Source organism: Streptomyces sp. NBC_00876 (assembly GCF_045207435.1).
Classification (GTDB): Bacteria; Actinomycetota; Actinomycetes; order Streptomycetales; family Streptomycetaceae; genus Streptomyces.
Genome location: NZ_CP108800.1, coordinates 5,276,663 through 5,292,628 on the forward strand (window position 1 = coordinate 5,276,663; position 15,966 = coordinate 5,292,628).

The 15,966-nt window shown below is 71.1% G+C and carries 15 protein-coding genes; 7 read left to right on the forward strand and 8 right to left on the reverse strand.

Annotated features, from left to right (window positions below; translation table 11 throughout):
- Positions 1-41 precede the first annotated feature (41 nt).
- Complete coding sequence (locus OG782_RS23295) at positions 42-1,268, reverse strand: MFS transporter (RefSeq protein WP_406453922.1); 1,227 nt, start codon at positions 1,266-1,268, stop codon at positions 42-44.
- 88 nt (positions 1,269-1,356) lie between these two features.
- On the opposite strand from OG782_RS23295, the gene OG782_RS23300 reads away from it, so the two are divergent.
- Entirely contained in the window at positions 1,357-1,866 is a 510-nt protein-coding gene (locus OG782_RS23300) for a MarR family winged helix-turn-helix transcriptional regulator (RefSeq protein WP_406453924.1), read from the forward strand.
- Between the two features lie 89 nt (positions 1,867-1,955).
- Here OG782_RS23300 and OG782_RS23305 read toward each other — a convergent pair whose 3' ends face one another.
- The 5 genes from OG782_RS23305 to OG782_RS23325 all read right to left on the reverse strand — a co-directional run bounded on the left by OG782_RS23305 (position 1,956) and on the right by OG782_RS23325 (position 6,128).
- Positions 1,956-2,732 (reverse strand): succinate dehydrogenase iron-sulfur subunit, encoded by a 777-nt coding sequence (locus OG782_RS23305; RefSeq protein ID WP_018101096.1) that lies wholly within the window; start codon positions 2,730-2,732, stop codon positions 1,956-1,958.
- The gene (sdhA, locus tag OG782_RS23310) at positions 2,732-4,486 is read right to left on the reverse strand and encodes a succinate dehydrogenase flavoprotein subunit (RefSeq protein ID WP_406453926.1); all 1,755 of its coding nucleotides are present in this window, start codon (positions 4,484-4,486) and stop codon (positions 2,732-2,734) included. The genes OG782_RS23305 and sdhA overlap by 1 nt, the downstream gene beginning before the upstream one ends.
- Positions 4,487-4,515: 29 nt before the next feature.
- Positions 4,516-4,989, reverse strand: coding sequence for a succinate dehydrogenase hydrophobic membrane anchor subunit (locus tag OG782_RS23315; RefSeq protein WP_406453928.1), 474 nt, complete (start codon positions 4,987-4,989; stop codon positions 4,516-4,518).
- A 5-nt stretch (positions 4,990-4,994) separates the two neighbouring features.
- A complete protein-coding gene (sdhC, locus tag OG782_RS23320) occupies positions 4,995-5,375 on the reverse strand; it encodes a succinate dehydrogenase, cytochrome b556 subunit (RefSeq protein WP_406453930.1) in 381 nt (126 codons plus the stop codon).
- Between the two features lie 243 nt (positions 5,376-5,618).
- Entirely contained in the window at positions 5,619-6,128 is a 510-nt protein-coding gene (locus OG782_RS23325) for a 2-oxo-4-hydroxy-4-carboxy-5-ureidoimidazoline decarboxylase (protein WP_406453932.1), read from the reverse strand.
- 325 nt (positions 6,129-6,453) lie between these two features.
- Here OG782_RS23325 and OG782_RS23330 point away from each other — a divergent pair, with 325 nt between their 5' ends.
- From OG782_RS23330 to OG782_RS23340, 3 genes are all read left to right on the forward strand, one after another.
- Entirely contained in the window at positions 6,454-8,067 is a 1,614-nt protein-coding gene (locus tag OG782_RS23330; protein WP_406453934.1) for a beta-N-acetylhexosaminidase, read from the forward strand.
- Between the two features lie 118 nt (positions 8,068-8,185).
- On the forward strand, positions 8,186-9,001 hold the full coding sequence (locus OG782_RS23335; RefSeq protein WP_406453936.1) for a DUF4328 domain-containing protein: 816 nt from the start codon (positions 8,186-8,188) through the stop codon (positions 8,999-9,001).
- A 264-nt stretch (positions 9,002-9,265) separates the two neighbouring features.
- Positions 9,266-9,835 carry a hypothetical protein gene (locus tag OG782_RS23340; protein WP_406453938.1) on the forward strand — a complete coding sequence of 190 codons (570 nt, stop codon included), beginning with the start codon at positions 9,266-9,268 and terminating at the stop codon, positions 9,833-9,835.
- 109 nt (positions 9,836-9,944) lie between these two features.
- On the opposite strand, the gene OG782_RS23345 is transcribed toward OG782_RS23340, so the two are convergent.
- Entirely contained in the window at positions 9,945-10,466 is a 522-nt protein-coding gene (locus OG782_RS23345; RefSeq protein ID WP_406453940.1) for a YcxB family protein, read from the reverse strand.
- 334 nt (positions 10,467-10,800) lie between these two features.
- Between OG782_RS23345 and OG782_RS23350 the strand changes: the two genes are divergently transcribed.
- Positions 10,801-11,643, forward strand: a complete 843-nt coding sequence (locus OG782_RS23350; RefSeq protein ID WP_406453942.1) for an RNA polymerase sigma factor — start codon at positions 10,801-10,803, stop codon at positions 11,641-11,643.
- Positions 11,643-12,797, forward strand: coding sequence for a hypothetical protein (locus OG782_RS23355; protein WP_406453944.1), 1,155 nt, complete (start codon positions 11,643-11,645; stop codon positions 12,795-12,797). Before OG782_RS23350 ends, OG782_RS23355 begins: the two co-directional genes overlap by 1 nt.
- A gap of 218 nt (positions 12,798-13,015) precedes the next feature.
- Here the strand turns inward: OG782_RS23355 and OG782_RS23360 are convergent, their stop codons facing one another.
- On the reverse strand, positions 13,016-13,936 hold the full coding sequence (locus OG782_RS23360; protein WP_406453946.1) for a L,D-transpeptidase family protein: 921 nt from the start codon (positions 13,934-13,936) through the stop codon (positions 13,016-13,018).
- A gap of 228 nt (positions 13,937-14,164) precedes the next feature.
- Between OG782_RS23360 and OG782_RS23365 the strand changes: the two genes are divergently transcribed.
- The gene (locus OG782_RS23365) at positions 14,165-15,745 is read left to right on the forward strand and encodes a methylmalonyl-CoA mutase (protein ID WP_406453948.1); all 1,581 of its coding nucleotides are present in this window, start codon (positions 14,165-14,167) and stop codon (positions 15,743-15,745) included.
- The last annotated feature ends 221 nt before the right edge of the window (positions 15,746-15,966 follow it).

Below are 15,966 nucleotides of genomic sequence, written 5' to 3' on the forward strand. Positions count from 1 at the left end.
AATGCTGTTGTCATGGACTGTAGACCTGCCTTTGAACATGTTCAAGCCGGGACTCCCGTGGTCCGCGTCACGGTGTCGGAGGGTGCCTTGAAATGCCGTACGCCCGGCACGGCCGCAGTGGCCAGGCAGGCCGCTCCGGCCATCAATCCGGCTGCTGCGAGCGGGACTTCGGCGCCCCAGGCGGAAGCGGCGAGCGGAGCCAGGGCGTAACCCAGTGGCATCGCAGCCAGGGAGAGCAGCCAGTCGTACGAGGTCACGCGGGCCAGTACGTGGGCGGGGATGGAGGACTGGACGGCGGTCTCCCAGACGGGGTTGAGGAAGCCGAGTCCGGCCAGGGCGATCCCGTACGCGGCGATGGACACGGCGACGGGGGCGTGTGCGGCCAGCAGGCAGAGGGGCAGCGCGTAGAGCGCGCCGCCCATATTGGCCATCAGGACCGGGCGGCGCGGGCGGGAGCGGCCGGCCACCAGGGAGCCGAGCAGCAGGCCGACGGCACCGGTCTGGAGGAAGGCGACCCAGACGCCCTTGCCGCCCAGGTCGCCCAGGAAGAGCGCCGGGCCGAGCGTCATCAGGACGGCCGCCGCCCCGTTCCAGGCGGCGTGGGCGATCAGGCTCGTCCAGTACCAGTCACGGCTGCGGACCTCGCTCCAGCCCTCCTTGAGGTCGGCGGTCAGTGAACGCCGCGGGATGGGGACGTGCCGGACCTCGATCGCGGCCAGCAGCGCGGCGCTCACCGCGAAGCTCGCCCCGTCCAGCACGAAGGCCCAGCCCGGCCCCGCGGTGAGGACCAGCGCCCCGGCGACGGCCGGGCCGCCGATCCGGGTCGCGCTGGCGGTCACCGCCATCAGGGAGTTGGCGCGCAGCAGTCCGGACTCGGCCACGGTGCCGCGGATCAGCGGGGAGGAGGTCGGCATCGCGAAGGCCCCGGCGGCGCCGCCGATGGCCTCGGCCACGGCGATCTGCCAGAGGGCCGGGGCGCCGGAGAGCAGCTCCGCGCCGACGAAGAGCTGGGTGACGCACCGTACGAGATCCGTGGTCAGCGCCACCGTACGGGCGTTGAAGCGGTCGCCGATCACACCGCCGAGCGGCAGCAGGAGCAGTTTGGGCACCATCGCGCAGGCGAGTACCAGGGCCAGCGCCCCGGTCGAGCCGGTGGTCAGATAGACGGCGACGGTGAGCGCGGCGGGAATCGCGGCGTCACCGAGCAGCGAGAGGCTGCGTCCGACGTAGAGCAGGCGGAAGGAACGCGTGTGTAAGGGGTGAGGCATGGGCGGGAATCTATTTCGCCGTCGAACTATTCGTCAACGAAATATGAGCTTCCCGAAGCATGCGGGGGCCCGGCGTAGGCTGTGGCCCATGCAGCAACGCGACTGGACCGACGGACACGTGGAGCGGTGGAAGCCGGTGCTTCCCGAACTCGATCCCGATGTCGAGGGCGCGGTGACGCGGATGAACAAGCTCTCCGTCCATCTGCGCCGGGTGCGCGAGCAGTCCCTGGTCGACTTCGACCTGGACCGCCAGGAGTTCGACACCCTGCACAAGCTCGCCGGCCGGGGCGGCAAGGCGGCCCCCTCCGAACTCGCCGCCGACCTCGACCTCGCACCCGCCTCCGTCACCGGCCGGCTGGACGCGCTGGAGCGCCGGGGATTCGCCCGTCGCACACCCTCCACCACCGACCGGCGCCGCGTCGATGTGGAGCTGACCGACGAGGGGCGCAAGACCTGGCTGGGTGCGATGGAGGTCCTCGGGCACGAGGAGGAGCGCCTGCTGGGCGTCCTGCCCCAGGACGAACGCGCGCTGCTCAACGACATGCTGCGGCGCATCATGGTGTTCGCGGAGCACAAGGGCGGCGCGGCCTGGGACTGAGGAATCCGCCGTACGGCAGGAGGCCCCGCCTCCCGCAGTGTGTCTGCGGGAGGCGGGGCCTCCGGAGTGCTCGGGCGATGCCCGGGGGATCAGAAGCGACGCGTGATCAGCGCGCGCTTGACCTCCTGGATCGCCTTGGTGACCTCGATGCCACGCGGGCAGGCGTCCGTGCAGTTGAAGGTGGTGCGGCAACGCCACACACCGTCACGGTCGTTGAGGATCTCCAGGCGCTGCTCGCCGCCCTCGTCGCGCGAGTCGAAGATGAAGCGGTGCGCGTTGACGATCGCCGCCGGGCCGAAGTACTGGCCGTCGTTCCAGAACACCGGGCACGAGGACGTGCACGCGGCGCAGAGGATGCACTTGGTGGTGTCGTCGAAGCGCTCGCGGTCCTCGGGGGACTGCAGACGCTCGCGGGTCGGCTCGTTCCCCTTGGTGATGAGGAAGGGCATGACGTCGCGGTAGGCCTGGAAGAACGGGTCCATGTCGACCACGAGGTCCTTGAGGACCGTGAGGCCCTTGATGGCCTCGATCGTGATCGGCTTCTCCGGGCTCAGGTCCTTGATCAGCGTCTTGCAGGCGAGCCTGTTCTTGCCGTTGATCCGCATGGCGTCCGAACCGCAGATGCCGTGCGCGCAGGAGCGGCGGAACGTCAGGGTTCCGTCCTGGTCCCACTTGATCTTGTGAAGGGCGTCGAGCACACGCTCCTTCGGGTCGATCTCGATCTGGAAGTCCTGCCACTGGGCCTCGTCGGAGACCTCGGGGTTGAACCGCCGGATACGGAAGGTCGCCGTGATGTACGGCGAGTCGGCGAAGCCGGCCTCGGGCTCGGGAGCCTTGTCGGCCTTGTCCAGGGTGGGGGTAGCCATCAGTACTTACGCTCCATCGGCTGGTAGCGGGTCTGGACGACCGGCTTGTAGTCCAGCCGGATCGACTCGGTGCCGTCGTCGGCGACCTCGCGGTACGCCATGGTGTGGCGCATGAAGTTGACGTCGTCGCGGTTCGGGTAGTCCTCGCGGTAGTGACCGCCGCGGGACTCCTTGCGGGCCAGCGCCGACGTCGCCATGACCTCGGCCAGGTCGAGCAGGTTGCCCAGCTCGATGGCCTCCAGCAGGTCCGTGTTGAACCGCTTGCCCTTGTCCTGGATGGACACGTTGAGGTAGCGCTCGCGCAGCTCCGCGATCTTGTCGACCGCGGTCTTGATCGTCTGCTCGGTGCGGAACACCATCACGTTGGCGTCCATGCACTCCTGCAGCTCCAGCCGGATCACGGCGACGCGCTCCGTGCCCGTGGAGTCGCGCAGCCGCTCGACCTGGTCGATGACCATCTGCGCCGGGTTCTCGGGAAGCTCGACGAGGTCGTTCTTCGCGGCGTACTCGGCGGCGGCGATGCCCGACCGGCGTCCGAAGACATTGATGTCGAGCAGCGAGTTGGTGCCGAGGCGGTTGGCGCCGTGCACCGACACGCAGGCGACCTCGCCGGCGGCGTACAGGCCCGGGACGACGGTGGTGTTGTCGGCCAGCACCTCGCCCTCGACGTTGGTCGGGATGCCGCCCATGGCGTAGTGCGCGGTCGGCTGGATCGGGATCGGGTCCGTGTAGGGCTCGATGCCGAGGTACGTACGCGCGAACTCCGTGATGTCCGGGAGCTTGGCGTCCAGCTGCTCCGGCGGCAGGTGCGTCAGGTCCAGGTAGACGTGGTCGCCCTCGGGGCCGCAGCCGCGGCCCTCACGGATCTCGGTGTAGATGGAGCGGGACACGACGTCACGGGACGCGAGGTCCTTCATGACGGGCGCGTACTTCTCCATGAAACGCTCGCCGTCCTTGTTGCGGAGGATGCCGCCCTCACCGCGGGCGCCCTCCGTCAGCAGGATGCCCATGCGCCAGATGCCGGTCGGGTGGAACTGGAAGAACTCCATGTCCTCCAGCGGCAGACCCCGGCGGTAGCAGGCGGCCTGGCCGTCACCGGTCAGGGTGTGCGCGTTCGACGTCACCTTGAAGAACTTGCCGGTGCCGCCCGAGGCATAGATGACCGACTTCGCCCGGAAGACGTGGATCTCGCCGGTGGCCAGCTCGTAGGCGACGACGCCGGCGGACTTCTTGACGCCGTCCTCCTCGACGACCAGCTGGTCCAGGACGTAGAACTCGTTGAAGAACTCCACGCCCTCCTTGACGCAGTTCTGGTACAGCGTCTGGAGGATCATGTGGCCGGTGCGGTCGCCCGAGTAGCAGGCGCGACGGACCGGGGCCTCACCGTGGTTGCGGGAGTGACCGCCGAAGCGGCGCTGGTCGATCTTGCCCTCGGGCGTCCGGCCGAACGGCAGGCCCATCTTCTCCAGGTCGAGAACGGCGTCGATGGCCTCCTTCGCCAGGATCTCGGCGGCGTCCTGGTCGACCAGGTAGTCGCCGCCCTTGATCGTGTCGAAGGTGTGCCACTCCCAGTTGTCCTCCTCCACGTTGGCGAGCGCGGCGGCCATGCCGCCCTGCGCCGCGCCCGTGTGGGAGCGGGTGGGGTAGAGCTTGGTCAGCACGGCGGTGCGGCTGCGCTTGGTCGACTCGATGGCCGCGCGCATGCCGGCGCCGCCGGCGCCGACGATGACGGTGTCGTACGTGTGGATCTGCATGGTTTACCTCTGGTCTTCGGGCCCGGCGCCTAGCGGATGTTCGGGTCGAAGGTGAAGATCACCAGCGTGCCCAGCAGGACGGTGAACACCGTGGCGGTGTACAGCAGCATCTTCAGCCAGAAGCGGGTGTTGTCCCGTTCGGCGTAGTCGTTGATGACCGTACGCAGACCGTTGGCGCCGTGCAGCATGGCGAGCCACAGCATCGCCAGGTCCCAGACCTGCCAGAACGGCGAGGCCCAGCGGCCCGCCACGAAGGCGAAGCCGATCTTGGAGACACCGCCGTCCAGCACCAGCTGGATCAGCAGGTGGCCCAGGACCAGGACGACCAGCACGATGCCCGACAGGCGCATGAAGAGCCAGGCGTACATCTCGAAGTTGGTGCGCGAACCCTTGGGGGTCTTGCCGGTCCGCTTGCGCGGCGGCTCGATCACGGGCGCCGGATTGTCGACGTCGTACAGAGCGGCGCCTTCGACGGCGCCGATCGCGGAAGTTTCGGTGGACATGTGCCTCAGCTCCCGAAGACTTCGCGTACGGCGTGACCGAGGACGGGGTACAGGGCCCCGACCATCAGCACGATCCAGATGCCCAGCACGGCCCAGAGCATCTGCTTCTGAACGCGCGGGCCCTTGGCCCAGAAGTCCACGGCGACGATGCGCAGACCGTTCAGCGCGTGGAAGAGAATCGCGGCCACCAGGCCGTATTCGAGGAGCGCGACGATCGGCGTCTTGTACGTGGCCACGACGTCGTCGTATGCCTCGGGGGAGACGCGGACGAGTGCGGTGTCCAGGACATGTACGAACAGGAAGAAGAAAATGAGGACACCGGTGACTCGATGAGCCACCCAGGACCACATGCCTTCCCGGCCGCGGTACAGCGTTCCAGCCGGCACGGAAGAACCCTCCGGGAGCGGGGATTGGGGTCGGCCGGCTTGACTGTCGGTCTGACCCGGCCGGGTACGGTCCACCGGCCCCGGCCATCGTAGCGACGGATTGTCGGTTCGATCGCGCCGGGGCCTCTGGTGTGATCAAAGTGGCAATGAATCAGGCACGGACGGGCTATGGACAGACGCCAACGGGCCTGTCCACCCGCCTGTTGCGGGGGATTCCGCCCATCGGGGCCCGCCGCCAACCCGTTACTGACTCGATACCAGCTCGATGATGCGGCCCCGGGCGAGTCGCCGCATCTCGTCCGCCGTCACCACCCGCTCCTGGTCGGGATCGTGCGCCAGCCGGGCCCGGATACCGGCCAGCACCTGGTCGGGGTGCTCGGCGGGCAGGAAGTCGTCCAGACAGATCACGAACACATGGCCGAACCGGCTCTCGTACGCGGCGTGCGCGGCGGCCAGCGCGAGATGGGCGGAGCGCGGCGCGTCCGGGCGGAGCCCGGGGGAGACCTCGGCGGAGAGCGCCTCGGCGCGGTCGGTGGGGGAGAGGTCGTAGCCCGCCTCGTCGGCCGCGGCGATCAGGGCGCCGGTGTCCGGGTAGGGGCGGTGGGCGGCCAGCCGCTGCGCCCAGCGGTGGCTGCCGAGGCACTCCAGCAGCGCGGCCTCGGCATCGGCGGCGGGCGCGGCGTTGAAACGCCGCAGGTCCCAGCCGCGCGGGGCGGCCCGGCCGGGCGCGGGGCCGCAGCTCTGCACCGGCACGGCGGTCCGGTGGACGGGCGGGTGCGGTTGCTCCGGAAGGCCGGCGTGGGACTCGCTGGACCTGGACAGCGTGGGCTCCTCGAATCAACGGCATCTGTGAACCTGGAGTGGAGCGGGATCGGAGAGGCCAGGCGGATGCAGGGTGAAGGGAGAGACGAATGTGCCTCAAAGGTAGCGAGGCCGGGCAACGGCCGTCCGACGGATGCGCGAATTTCACCCGGACGGGAGAGTTTTGCGATGAGTGATGGACGAATGCGCATGGAGAATGCCCGGCTATCTCCATACTTCTGCTCTGTTTCCCACTAGAACCGGAGGTTTCTGACTGATGTCGCCCTCACGCGGTGCCCTCGTGGCCGGAGCGGCCCTCACGGCGGCGGCCGCGGTGACCCTTGCCGTCGTCGTCTGGCCCGAGGGCTCGGACACCGGACGCCGGGACGCGGCCGAGAAGTCCCGTCCACCGTCCTCCGCGGCACCCTCGCCCTCGCCCTCCCCGACCCGGAGCTACCCGCTCTCGAAGACGCCCCGCACCATTCCCGCCGTACGCGAGCACACCCCGGCCCGCGGCCCCGGCTGGAGGCCCGGCCGCGGCAGCGGGGTGGTGATCGGTGACGGCAGCGGGAGTCTCGCCGACGAGGGGCGGCTGCTCGCCGGTGAGCTGAGGATCGGTTACCGGGGCGAGGTGCCGGCCCGTGCGGGCGATGTGGAGCTGGCCCTGACCCCGAAGGCCGCGGGCGGGCCCGAGTCGTACACGCTGCGGACCCGCGACGGGCGCGTCACGATCAGCGGGCCCGGTGAGGCGGGCGTCTTCTACGGGACCCGCACCCTCAAGCAGTCCGTGCGCGCCGACGGCTCCATGCCCGAGGGTGAGGTGCGCGACCGGCCCGACCGGCCGCAGCGCGGGCTCAACCTCGACATCGCGCGCAAGCACTACACCGCCGGCTGGATCGAGGACCGGCTGCGCGAGATGGCCGACCTCAAGCTCAACCAGCTCGGCCTGCACTTCTCCGACGACCAGGCCTTCCGCATCGAGTCCGACACCCACCCCGAGGTGGTCTCGCCCGAGCACCTGACCAAGGCGGAGGTGCGGCACATCGTCGCCCTGGCCGGACGGCTGCACATCGAGGTCGTCCCGGAGATCGACTCCCCCGGCCACCTCGGCGCGGTCCTGCGCGCCCACCCGGACCTCCAGCTGCACAACGTGTCGGGCGTGGCCTCGTCCGGTTCGCTCGACATCTCCAAGCCCGGCGCGGCCAAGCTCGTCGACGAGCTCCTCGGCGAGTACACCGAGCTGTTCGGCGGCGCGTACTGGCACCTCGGCGCCGACGAGTACCTCGCGCTGATGGCGCGGGACCCCGCCGCCTCGTATCCCCAGTTGCAGCGCGCCGCCGTGGCGAAGTACGGGGCGCAGGCCGGCATCGAGGACCTCGCCACCGGCTGGCTCAACGACCGCGCTGCGGTGGTCCGCCCGCACGGCATGAAGCCCAAGGCGTGGAACGACGGACTCTTCCGGGACAGCACCGTCCGGGCCGACAAGGACATCGAGATCGAGTACTGGACGGGCAAGGAGTACGGAGCCCGGCCGCCGGAGCAGTACCTGCGCGAGGGGTTCAGGATGCTGAACCTCAACGACGAGTTCCTCTACTACGTGCTCGGCCAGCCCAACGCCTTCGTCTACCCCACCGGCAAGCGCATCTACGAACAGTGGACCCCGCTCGTCATGCGCGGCACCACCCCGGTCCCGGCGCGCTACTCCGGGCAGATCCTCGGCGGCCGGTTCGCCGTCTGGGGCGATCTGCCGAACGCCCAGACCGCGGCGCAGGTGGCGCAGGGCATCCGGATGCCGCTGCGGGCGACGGCGCAGAAACTGTGGGACCCGGGCGAACCGGAGCTGAGCTGGGACGGATTCCGGGCGCTGGCGACGGACATCGACCGGGGCTGAACTGCGGTTTCCCCGTGGACAGCGGAACGCGCAAGCGCTACCTTCCGCTAGCCGCGTGGTCCGGGGAGGGACGCGCGCTCCAATGCGTCGACGTCCGAATCCTGGGGGGTTCCACTTCATGCTGTGCTCGAACTGCGGTACCAGACCGGCCGGCACCGCCGACGGGCGGTGCACGGTGTGCGCCGGATTCCGCCGCGCGCAGCCCGGCGGACTGATGGCGATGCCGCAGGGGCTGCAGCCCCTGCGGTCACCGGTCGGGCTCGCCAAGGCGGTGTGTGTGCTGCTCGGTGTGGCGGCCGTGGCGGATGTGCTGGCGGTGGCCTCCGGCTTCAACGCCCGCCAGGCGTTCGGCGAGGCGATGGCCGATGACTTCGAGTCCTATGACGAGGAGGTCATCAACCACGCCGACACGCTGTACCAGTCCGCCGGAGCCTTTCAGCTGCTGATCCTGCTCGCCACCGGAATCGTCTTCCTCATCTGGTTCCGCCGGGTGCGGCTCAACGCTGAGGTGTTCGACGCGCGCGCCCACACGATGCGGCCCGGCTGGGCGGTCGGCGGCTGGTTCGTCCCGTTCGGCAACCTCTGGCTGCCGTGCCGCGTCGCGAGCGGCGTCTGGACCGCGAGTTCCCCGGGCGGCCGGACGGCTCCCGCCCCGAGGGGCCTGCTGTACGCCTGGTGGGCGGCGTTGATCTGCACACAGCTTCTCTCCCGGTCCGCCGGGCAGCTCTACGACAAGGCGGAGGAGGCGGACGAGGTCATGGACGGGCTCGCCCTGGTCATCGCCTCCGACGCGCTGGACATCGTGGCCGCGGTGCTCGCGATCCTGTTCGTCCGCCGGCTGACCGCGATGCAGGGGGAGCGGGCGGCGCTGGGTCCCCGTTCCGACAACGCGCCGCTCCCGGCGGAGCGGGCCGAGTGGCGCCGGGCGCACTGAACAGTGGACACCGGACACCGGCTCCGGGTGCCCTCGCGCACGCGGGGCCGGGCACCGGCCGGAATGCGGCGGCGGTAGTCAGACGGCGGCAATGACGGCAACCAGACGACGGCAGCGGCGGTAATTCAGATGGCATCAGCGACGGCAGCGGCGGTAATCAGACGACAGCAGTGACGGTTTTCGGCCATTCGGCGCTGTATGCCATAAGACCAAGCGCTGCGTCCCCATGCGCCCGGGCACGGGGAGGGCCGACGGGAGACGCCGATGAGCCTGCTCGAACTGATCGCCGCCGCCGACGCGCGGGGGCTCGCCGCCAGCGGGGCCGCCTGCCTCGACCGGTGCCTGCCACAGCCCGCCGAGGGGGCCGATCCGGATCCGCTGCGCCCGCTGTGGGCCGGCTGCGCCGACCGGCAGGCGTGGCCGGACCGGCTGGCAGAGGCGTGCGCGGCGCTGGACGCCCTGCCGGACACCGGGGAGACCGGCCGGCGGATCCGGAAGCTGCTGGGCGAGGCGCCCGCGGACCGGGCGGGCGAGGAACTGCGCACCTGGGCCGACGCCTGCTCGGTGCTGGCCCTCGACGTCCACCTCGGCCAGGACGCCGTACGCGCCGACGGCCCGGAGCTGGTGGAGCGCTGCCGGGCCGGGGGTGCGGAGGGTGCGGGCCCCCTGCTGTCCGGGGAGGCCGCCCGCCAGGTCCGGATCCTGGAGATGCTGGCGGAGATCGGGGACGGCGCCCCCACGGGGGCCGGGCTGCGTCAGGTGATGGACGCCTCGGCCGAGGGCCAGCGGGTACTGCGCGCGGCGGTCTCGCGGCGGGCCCGGGGGCGCGGCTGAGACGGGACCAGGGCGTTCACGGACGGGCGGGCGAGGGCGGTTACGGGTCGTTCGCGGACGGACGGGCGAGGACGGTTACGGGTCGTTCGCGGACGGGCGGCGAGGGCGGTTACGCGGCCGCGAGTTGTCTGGCGATCAGCTCCCGCAGGCGGTCCGCGTCCTGCGGGGTGGCCAGGCCACGCTTGGGCAGGACCAGCACTCCGGTTCCCCATACGTCCGGGGTGATCAGCGCGATGACCCGTCGGCCCTCGACGCAGCGTCCGTAGAAGTTCCACCTGGTTTCGTGCGTATGCCGCTCGGTCACGGTCCTGATGCCGGACGCGTCGACTGTCACGCGGTGTTCGCCCAGGTGCTTGGCGTAGCCCAGCAGGGCCAGGGCCATCAGCCAGCGGAGGGCCATCAGGGCGAAACAGGAGATCAGGAAGAGGTTCCACACGCCCGAGCCGACGGAATCGACGCCCCTGGCCGCCACGTTGACCACGATCAGGAAGCCGAGGAAGGCGGCAAGGCCCCACAGAACGCGATGACACCAGCGTCCGACCGGGCTGTACCGGAACTGGATCTTCAGCCCGTCGGATATCTCCCGCCAGGTGACTGTGTACGTCAGCTGCACCGGCACATCATCGGTCATGGGTTCTCCGGCGCGGTGGTCATAGGGGGGGGTCATACAGAGGGCCCGCGACCGGCGTACTGCCTGGTCAGAGCGGGTGAATGGAACGACGACCGGGGCCGCCACCCCCCACAGGAGAGGCCCCGGTCGTCTTCCGCGGGGCCGCAGGACGACCCCGTACTCATCTCAGCGCCGTGACTGCGTTTTCTGTCACACCGCACTGTGTCCGAGGAAGGTTGCGGGTTGTACAAGTCATGGACGCGGTGCCCGCGAAGGACGTAGCGTGCTGAGTCGCGCAGGGTGGCGCGGCAGTGGTGACCAGCTGCGATTCAGGACAGCAGGGCAGGTTGAGGGAGTGCTGGGGGACGACGCGGGGCTTACTGCCGCGGTGCTCGCGGCGCAGGACGGGGACGAAGACGCCTTCCGTACTGTGTACCGCGCTGTGCAGCCGCGGCTGCTGGGCTACATAAGGACACTGGTGGGGGAGCCGGACGCCGAGGACGTGGCGTCCGAGTCGTGGCTGCAGATAGCCAGGGACCTCGACCGGTTCAGCGGTGACGCCGACCGGTTCCGGGGCTGGGCGGCGCGGATAGCCCGTAACCGAGCCCTGGACCATCTGCGGATGCGGGGCCGGCGGCCCGCCATCGGCGGCGACGAGACGGAGCTGTCCGAGAAGCCGGCCGGATCCGATACGGCGGACGAGGCGATCGAGGCGCTGGCCACCGGCCGCACCATGTCGCTCATAGCCCAGCTGCCGCAGGACCAGGCCGAGGCCGTGGTGCTGCGTGTGGTGGTCGGACTCGACGCCAAGAGCGCGGCGCAGACGCTGGGCAAGCGTCCGGGCGCGGTCCGTACCGCCGCCCACCGCGGGCTGAAGCGGCTCGCCGAACTGCTGCGGGCGGACGGCGCGGACAGCGCGGACAGCGCGGACGGCGCGGAGCACTCGGGCGACGGGGGCGGACTGCCCGCGGCCGGCGTCGCGGAAGCGGCCCGTCCGCGCGCTGACGCACCGGCCGGCGGGGTCGGTGCCCCCAGGGGACCGGCCGACTCCGCGGCCCCGGCGTCGTCCCCGCAGGACAACGGTGGGGGCCGCACGCTGGAACTCGGTGCCGTACCCGCACAACGCCCCTCCCGCACCGGCCTGGTGGCGCCCGCCGGTGTGACGCATTCGCGTCTGTGGACGCAGAAGGACATGTGATGGCCGACGAGCAGTACGCATGGCTTGACAAGGAAGCGGCGGAGAAAATGCTCCGCCGGGAACCGGTCGATCCTGCCGACGGCTGTACCCGCGAGGACGCCGAGCGGCTCGAAGCGGCCCTGGACGCCGTCGCCCGCGCCGCCCGCCCCGCCACCGGCGAACTGCCCGGCGAGGCCGCCGCGCTGGCCGCTTTCCGCGCCGTTGCCCGACCCGCGGCCCGCACCGCCGCCGGGCCCGCCCGGGCCGGCCGGGCGGCGTCCACCCGTACCGCCGGCCCGGCGGACGGCCGCGCCGAGTCCGGCATGCTCGCACCCGTACACATAGGCAGGGCCGCCCCCGGCGCGCCGGCCCGGTCCGCGGGTTCCCGCGGCGCCCGGCCGATCCGCTGGAGCCGGCCCATCCGCTTCGGCCTGGTCGCCTCCCTCGCGTGCTGCGCGATCGGCGGGGTGGCCGTGGCCGCCGGGACCGGGGTACTGCCCGGCCCCTTCGGCCGGCACACCCCCACACCGGCCACGTCGGTATCGGCGGCCGCGTCCCCCGAGGAACTGGGCTCCGGTCTCGCCCCCGACGACGAGACGACCGCACCGCCGCCCGCCTCGTCCGGCCCCGGCACCGCGTCACCGGAGACCCCCGTCCCCGGCCGGACCGCCGGGCAGGGCACCGACCGCCCCGGCCCCACCGGCCAGGACGGCACCGGCGACGACCGGGCCGACGCCGGCGACCACCCGGAGGGCGGAACGACGGACAGCCCGCCGGACGGCACCGGCGGAACCGGAGCCGAGGGCGGCAACGGGAAGCCCGACACCACCGATGACGACGACACGTCCGCCGCCTGGTACGCCAAGACACTGAAGGCCTGCCGCGACTACCGCGACGGCAAGCTCGACGCCGACCGCAAACGCCGTCTCGAGGCGCTGGCCAAGGGCGCCCGCAACCTGGACCGGTTCTGCGACCGGATACTCGCCAAGGACGGCGACGACCGCGGCGGCGACAGCGACGCCGGGCCGGGCAACGGCAACGGCTCGGGCACGCTCCCCTCGATCGGGTTCACTCCCGCCCCCGAGCCCTCCTCCGCCGCCGTGGCCCCCGACCCCGGGACGGCGGAACCGGAGGCGTCGCAGTCGGCGCCGGCCGCCTTCGCAGCAGCCCGCTGACGGACCGAACCCGGACCGAACCCGGACCGAACCCTGCCCTCCGCCACGAGGTGTGACGTTTTTCGGCACGCGGGCGCAGTACAGAATGAGCCGACTGGTCATCGGCAGCGCCCGGAGCCGGGGTTCCCCCCGTACCTACGGCTTGGCGCAATGGCGCGGGCGGGACACGTTCCCCCGGTCCCGCCCGCGCCCCTCATTCCCACCGCCGTCGTGGCGCCTCACCAGTAGATGACGACCTTGTCGCCGTTGTGGACCTGGGCGAACAGCGAGGCGATCTTCCCCTCGTCCCGGACGTTGACACAGCCGTGCGAGGCCCCGTTGTAGCCGCGGGCCGCGAAGTCCGAGGAGTAGTGCACCGCCTGACCGCCGCTGAAGAACATCGCGTACGGCATGGCCGTGTGGTAGATCGACGACACATGGTGCCGGGACTTCCAGTAGACGGAGAAGGTGCCCTCGCGCGTGGGCGTGTACTGGGAGCCGAACCGTACGTCCATCGACGAGACGACCTTGCCGTCGATCATCCAGGCCAGCGTCCGGCTGTTCTTGCTGATGCAGATCACCCGGCCCGTCATGCAGCGCTTGTCCGGCTTCGCGGCCGGGCGGGTGGTCGGCGGGTTCAGCTCCGCGGCCGTCGGCTCGTGCGTCATGCCGAGCAGCTTCTGCCAGGTCACCGTGTCCGTCCTCCCCGTACGCGGCAGCCCGCGCTTGCCCTGGAACGACTGCACGGCGGAGACGGTGACGGAGCCGTAGTAGCCCGTGGGGCTGCGGTCGAAGTGGCCGGTCTGACGCAGCCGGGCCTGGAGCTCCCGCACCTGCTTGCCCTGCGCGCCGCTCGCCATCAGCACCTTGGCCTGCGGGCGGGGCGCCGGCGCGGACGCGGGCGGGGAGCTCGGCTCCGCGGTCGTGGACGGGCTCGCCTTTCCCGGCTCGCCCGCACCGGGCTTGGCGTCGTCGGAGGGCGAGCTGCTCGCCGGCGGTGACGACGGGGCCGCCGAGGCACTGCCGGCGGGCGGCGCCTTGCATCCTGCGGTCACGGCGGCCAGTGCCAGTACGGCGACGGCGGCGGTGGTGGTGGTCGAGGCGGCCCCCCGGCCGCCTCTGCGCGCGTGTCCGCGCCCGGTCCTGCTGGTGCGTATCATCTCGGCCCCCTGGGTCTCCGGTATCTCATGGGACGGATTCCCGCTCCGCCCGGTTGCCGAATCCTGCGCAAGATGGGGAAATCGGTATCGAGTACCCGAGGATCACCGGTTTCCGGGCTGTGAGCAAGGTCCCGGCCCGGCCCTCTCCACAGCTCACGGGCCCGCCGCTACAGTCCGTCACGACAGCCATTTGTTACCAGCTAGTAACTCCAGTGGGAGGCACAGCGGATGACGCGCGAGTCGGAGTCGGGACTGCCCATCGAGCCGGTCTACGGACCGGACGCGCTCGACGGATGGGACCCCGCGCAGAAACTGGGGGAGCCGGGCGCCTACCCCTTCACCCGTGGCGTCTACCCGTCGATGTACACCGGCCGTCCCTGGACGATGCGCCAGTACGCGGGCTTCGGCACGGCCACCGAGTCCAACGCCCGGTACAAGCAGCTCATCGCCAACGGCACCACGGGCCTGTCCGTCGCCTTCGACCTGCCCACCCAGATGGGTCACGACTCCGACGCGGCGATCGCGTCCGGCGAGGTGGGCAAGGTCGGCGTGGCGATCGACTCGGTCGACGACATGCGGGTGCTGTTCGACGGGATCCCGCTGGACAAGGTCTCCACGTCCATGACGATCAACGCCCCCGCCGCACTCCTGCTGCTGATGTACCAGCTGGTGGGCGAGGAGCAGGGCGTACCGGCGCAGCAGCTCACGGGCACCATCCAGAACGACGTGCTCAAGGAGTACATCGCGCGCGGCACGTACATCTTCCCGCCGGGGCCCTCGCTGCGGCTGACCGCCGACATCTTCAAGTACTGCCGCACCGGGATCCCGAAGTGGAACACCATCTCGATCTCCGGCTACCACATGGCGGAGGCCGGGGCCTCGCCCGCGCAGGAGATCGCCTTCACCCTCGCGGACGGCATCGAGTACGTCCGTACCGCCGTCGCCGCCGGCATGGACGTCGACGACTTCGCCCCGCGGCTCTCCTTCTTCTTCGTCGCCCGTACGACGATCCTGGAGGAGGTCGCCAAGTTCCGCGCCGCCCGGCGGATCTGGGCGAAGGTGATGAAGGAGGAGTTCGGCGCCGAGAACCCCAAGTCACTGATGCTGCGCTTCCACACCCAGACCGCGGGCGTCCAGCTCACCGCCCAGCAGCCCGAGGTCAATCTGGTGCGCGTCGCCGTGCAGGGCCTGGCCGCGGTCCTGGGCGGCACCCAGTCCCTGCACACCAACTCCTTCGACGAGGCGATCGCGCTCCCCACCGACAAGTCCGCCCGGCTCGCGCTGCGCACCCAGCAGGTCCTGGCCCACGAGACGGACGTGACGGCCACGGTCGACCCGTTCGCGGGCAGTTACGTGGTCGAGACGATGACCGACGAGGTCGAGGCCGCGGCCCTGGAGCTGATGCGCAAGGTCGAGGACATGGGCGGCGCCGTCCACGCGATCGAGCGCGGCTTCCAGAAGAACGAGATCGAGCGCAGCGCCTACCGCATCGCCCTGGAGACGGACAGCGCCGAGCGCGTCGTCGTGGGTGTCAACCGCTTCCGGCTCGACGAGGAGGAGCCGTACGAGCCACTGCGCGTCGACCCGGCGATCGAGGCCCAGCAGGCGGCCCGGCTGGCCAGGCTCCGCGCCGAACGGGACGGGGCGGCGGTGGAGAGCGCCCTGGCGGCCCTGCGGAAGGCGGCCGGGGGCACGGACAACGTGCTCCACCCGATGAAGGACGCGCTCCGGGCCCGCGCCACGGTGGGCGAGGTCTGCGACGCGCTCCGGGAGGTGTGGGGGACGTACGTGCCGACGGACGCGTTCTGAGGCGGGCGGTGCGCTGGATGAGGGGTGGGGAGCGACCGTGGTGTCCTGCGCCGGCAGGGGCGACGGGGCGAATCTGAGGCTCCGTCACACGGCTGTGACAGGGAACGGACGGCTCCGCTGTAAGGGCCACCTAGATTCATGGGTGCAGTGTCCGCCACACCTCGCGGCCCCACCCACAGAGGAAGCGGCATGCGACTCCCCCACACCTTTCGGCCCACAAG

Excerpts from the sequence above, each read along its gene's own strand:
- OG782_RS23295 (WP_406453922.1), bottom strand. The coding sequence starts at position 1,268 with ATGCCTCACCCCTTACACACGCGTTCCTTCCGCCTGCTCTACGTCGGA.
- OG782_RS23300 (WP_406453924.1), top strand. The coding sequence starts at position 1,357 with ATGCAGCAACGCGACTGGACCGACGGACACGTGGAGCGGTGGAAGCCG.
- OG782_RS23305 (WP_018101096.1), bottom strand. The coding sequence starts at position 2,732 with ATGGCTACCCCCACCCTGGACAAGGCCGACAAGGCTCCCGAGCCCGAG.
- sdhA (WP_406453926.1), bottom strand. The coding sequence starts at position 4,486 with ATGCAGATCCACACGTACGACACCGTCATCGTCGGCGCCGGCGGCGCC.
- OG782_RS23315 (WP_406453928.1), bottom strand. The coding sequence starts at position 4,989 with ATGTCCACCGAAACTTCCGCGATCGGCGCCGTCGAAGGCGCCGCTCTG.
- OG782_RS23330 (WP_406453934.1), top strand. The coding sequence starts at position 6,454 with ATGTCGCCCTCACGCGGTGCCCTCGTGGCCGGAGCGGCCCTCACGGCG.
- OG782_RS23335 (WP_406453936.1), top strand. The coding sequence starts at position 8,186 with ATGCTGTGCTCGAACTGCGGTACCAGACCGGCCGGCACCGCCGACGGG.
- OG782_RS23340 (WP_406453938.1), top strand. The coding sequence starts at position 9,266 with ATGAGCCTGCTCGAACTGATCGCCGCCGCCGACGCGCGGGGGCTCGCC.
- OG782_RS23345 (WP_406453940.1), bottom strand. The coding sequence starts at position 10,466 with ATGACCGATGATGTGCCGGTGCAGCTGACGTACACAGTCACCTGGCGG.
- OG782_RS23355 (WP_406453944.1), top strand. The coding sequence starts at position 11,643 with ATGGCCGACGAGCAGTACGCATGGCTTGACAAGGAAGCGGCGGAGAAA.
- OG782_RS23360 (WP_406453946.1), bottom strand. The coding sequence starts at position 13,936 with ATGATACGCACCAGCAGGACCGGGCGCGGACACGCGCGCAGAGGCGGC.
- OG782_RS23365 (WP_406453948.1), top strand. The coding sequence starts at position 14,165 with ATGACGCGCGAGTCGGAGTCGGGACTGCCCATCGAGCCGGTCTACGGA.